4 protein-coding genes are annotated in these 3,547 nt (G+C 59.7%); 3 read left to right on the top strand and 1 reads right to left on the bottom strand.

Annotated elements, in window-relative coordinates; genetic code table 11:
* On the bottom strand, window positions 1-508 hold a 508-nt coding region (locus tag AC1DBQ_RS22460), incomplete at its 3' end, for an AraC family transcriptional regulator ligand-binding domain-containing protein (protein ID WP_476930618.1).
* Window positions 509-932: 424 nt separating this feature from the next.
* Here AC1DBQ_RS22460 and AC1DBQ_RS22455 point away from each other — a divergent pair.
* The 3 genes from AC1DBQ_RS22455 (at window position 933) to AC1DBQ_RS22445 (ending at window position 3,419) form a co-directional block, all read left to right on the top strand.
* The gene (locus tag AC1DBQ_RS22455) at window positions 933-1,469 is read left to right on the top strand and encodes a flavin reductase family protein (RefSeq protein ID WP_476930617.1); all 537 of its coding nucleotides are present in this window, start codon (window positions 933-935) and stop codon (window positions 1,467-1,469) included.
* Window positions 1,470-1,639: 170 nt separating this feature from the next.
* The gene (locus AC1DBQ_RS22450) at window positions 1,640-2,845 is read left to right on the top strand and encodes an LLM class flavin-dependent oxidoreductase (RefSeq protein WP_476930616.1); all 1,206 of its coding nucleotides are present in this window, start codon (window positions 1,640-1,642) and stop codon (window positions 2,843-2,845) included.
* A 52-nt stretch (window positions 2,846-2,897) separates the two neighbouring features.
* Window positions 2,898-3,419, top strand: coding sequence for a cupin domain-containing protein (locus tag AC1DBQ_RS22445; RefSeq protein WP_476930615.1), 522 nt, complete (start codon window positions 2,898-2,900; stop codon window positions 3,417-3,419).
* The last annotated feature ends 128 nt before the right edge of the window (window positions 3,420-3,547 follow it).

Below are 3,547 nucleotides of genomic sequence, written 5' to 3'. Positions count from 1 at the left end.
GAGTGAAGGGAAACGGAGCGCCATACAGCCAGGTGAAGGTCCGGGCCATAAAACAAAGCTCGCGGTAGACACTAAACGGGACCAATTCTTCCGGGGCATCGGGATACGTGAATTCCATCCCAGTCAATGAGCCATCGGATGTCYGGAGCGGCGCAACCTCGAAAAGAGCAGGGCCATAGTCGGTTGTGTTGGCAACTTCTACCCACGCCTCAATCGTCGGCGCGGAGGCGAGGGCCAAGCCGCGAACGCCGAACGCGCCCAGCGTGTAGGATCGCGTGGCCCGCACCCAAAGATCAACTCGATCTTTGGTGAGAGCGACGAACTGTCGCTGAAACGCCAGCTCCTTTCTGGCAGGAATTGTGCCTCCCGGACGGTCGACGGCGTCGGGATCAATTTCCGCGTTCGCCAGTGCAGTTTGCCAATCCAGATCCGCGTCCTTGAGCGTATCGCGCAGGATGTGAACACTGAAGTTCGGCACTCGCAGGGTCTGGTAGGTCCCTAATTTCATCGTCGCCCCTTATCGCCGTCGCAACGGTGCAGTCAAAGTATMATCAGGAACCCGCCGAGGGAGCCGCACCCCTCTGCTTCACCCGGGAAGCAGGCCGGCCAGGTGGGTCCAGGTTAGGGCGGGCGCCTTTACGTTCCTCGGCAGGATGTTCACGCCTCCGAGCGGAAGCATCGACTGCTTCCTTCTCCTCTTCATTGAGAAGTCAGTMGCTACKAAACGCCGAGGACGGGGAGCACTAGCACCACGTGAAGTATGTCACGGGCTTTGCATCTTGCGCCAGCAGCCTTGAGGTTCTCTAGTTTGGCGTCGTTTCCTAGCTAGATGACGTTAATTTCCATGCCAGCCCGGCTTTTCCCGCTCGTACCGTTGAACCATGAACCACACCGGCAGAGAAGCCGACAACGCTGAAATMAAAGGAGATACAGTGAGCATTCCCAACGTCCAAACCTTGAATTMGACGATCACAGCCGACGAATTCAAGTCTGTCTTCCGCAACCATCCTGGTGGTGTGGCTGTCATCACAGCGGATGCCGGAGACGGCCCCGTCGGCCTGACGGCAACCTCGGTCATCTCGGCCAGCGCTGAGCCCCCCATTCTCGCGTTCTCAGTGTCCGAATTCTCGTCCAGCACTCCGACCATTCGCACTGCAGATACCGTCGTGGTGCATCTACTTGGCGCAGAACAGGTGGGCATTGCAAAACTGTGTGCAACTAGCGGGATTGACAGGTTTGCAGACACCACCCTCTGGTCACGTCTTGAAACTGGAGAGCCCTATTTCCCGTCGGCCMAGGCCTGGATTCGGGGCAGGATCGTGAACTCCATGGATGCTGGCGGTTCCGCAATCGTGGCCGTTGAGGCCCTGCAAGCGTCACCGAGTCTGTCCGAGGACACGGTGCCCGGAAAGCCCTTGGTTTACCACAACCGAACTTGGCACGCCCTCGGAGATGCATCGCAGATCTGAACGATGCCGGCAAAAGGCAAAGCATAAACGGCTCACAGAAGACCATCCTGCCTGTTTGCGAACCGACCGGACGGCTGTGCTTCGGAGGAAGCACGAAGATCCGAAGAAATCACTGACTCGCACGGATACATAACAAACCCCAGATTACAACTCCTGGAAAAGGACAACTCATGACCCTCACATCGCACGAATCCGTCGCTAACCCTACCGTTGAGCGTGACTTTGTGGCCGACCACACCGTCCAGCGCGATCAGTCGCCCATGATCGGCGGAGACAACGCGTTCAAGGTCGCAGTCTTCGGCGCKAACGTGACGACGGGCCAGGGCGGCCTKAACTTCGCCGAGAACACTATAAAGATGGGMAACTGGAGCGAGATCGAGCAACTCGCGCAGAAGGCCGATCGTTATGGCGTCGACGGGTTCATCCCCATCGCACGGTGGATGGGCCTTGCCGGTCCCGACCGACCTTGGGGTCGCCAGTTCGAGACCTTCACCTGGGCGGCAGGCCTGGCAGCCGCAACGAAGAACATCCAGATTTTCGCCACCTGCCTCATCCCGTTCATCCATCCGATCATGGCAGCGAAAATGATGGCCACGGTCGACCACATCAGTGGTGGCCGTATGGGTCTGAATGCAACCGCGGGCTACTTCAAGCCCGAGTACGCCATGTTTGGCGTACCCGTGCCCGAGCACGACGTGCGCTACGAGCTCGCCGACGAGTGGATGACAATCGTTGAGCGTCTCTGGTCGAACGACGAGATCGAGTTCGACTTCGACGGCGATTTCTTCAAGCTCCAGGGTGCGCAGTCGTTTCCGAAGCCGGTTCAAACGCCCGGCCCGATGGTGATGAGTGCAGGTTCCAGCCCCGCTGGCCAGCAATTTGCGTTCAAGCACGCMAACATCCTGTTCGCGGCGATCGGCAGTGTCGATCACAGCTTCCAAGTGACGCCGAAGCTCCGCGAGAACGCGAACGCAGCAGGCCGTGAGGACCTCKGCCTGTGGTCCGGCGTGCACATCATCTGCAAGGACACCGAGAAGGAGGCGCGCCAGTACCTCGAGTACGTGGAGGAAAAAGGCGACTACGAGAGCGCGCTCAAGTACAAGCACATCATCCAGAACGGCGACTCCCGGGGCTGGAGCTGGGATCACTACAAGAAGTCCGAAGACCCGAAGCAGGACGAGACCATCAAGACGTTCTTCCGCGCCGGCCTGGTTCCGCTCGTGGGCACACCCGAGATGATAGTCGACGGCCTGCAGAAGTTGCAGGAATCAGGCATCACGGGGGCCTGCGCCGGACTCGTCGACTATGACGAGGGTCTTGACCGGATGAACGAGCAGATCTTCCCGCTGATGCGAGAAGCGGGCCTGCGCGCCTGATGACGATMGAACGTTCACGATCGTCAGTATCTTCACGAAGGAGTGAAATCAGATGAATTTTCCTGATCCCAAGAAATTCCGGCTCGTCGTCGCGGGTCCGAACGAAGCAGGCGACGCAGACTTTCTCGAAGTCGGCCCGGCCGCCGAGTTMGACTTCCCCGGCGTGGCCGCCGGCGCGTTCTACTGGGCCGTCGAAGGCGGCCACAGTAACGCACATTTTGGTGCTCCCCCGAGCAAGGTCGCTCTCGCCGGACCCAATGGATCCACCTTTGGGGTAAGCAGCTTCCCCGCGCATTCATCGGGCGAGGTCGACGCTTCGACGCTCGACGAGAGCATGACTGCCACCGAAGACGACGGCGACGCCGGAATGCATGCCAGCGACACGATTGACTACGAGGTGGTGATCTCTGGCAAGGTCRACCTCGTGCTCCCAGGCGGCAAGAAGCGCACGCTAGTGCCGGGCGACTTGCTCGTCATGGCCGGCGTCCCGCATGCCTGGAAGAACCCCTACGACGAAGACTGTGTGTACATCGTCGTKACCGTCGGGTTCAACACCCCTGAGGTCGCATCATGAGCTTGACCTCACCAGGTAAAGCCCTGCGCGCGGTCTTCGAAAGCCACGACACAGCTCTGATGCCGTTCGGCGCGTTGCCGATCCACGCCCAGATGGCTCAGCACGCCGGCTTCGACGCGTTCCAGCTC

The sequence above is a fragment of the Arthrobacter sp. 10T413_2 genome, from assembly GCF_056394205.1.
The sequence above is the reverse complement of the archived record's forward strand: the minus strand, read 5'-3'. Positions and strand labels throughout refer to the sequence as shown.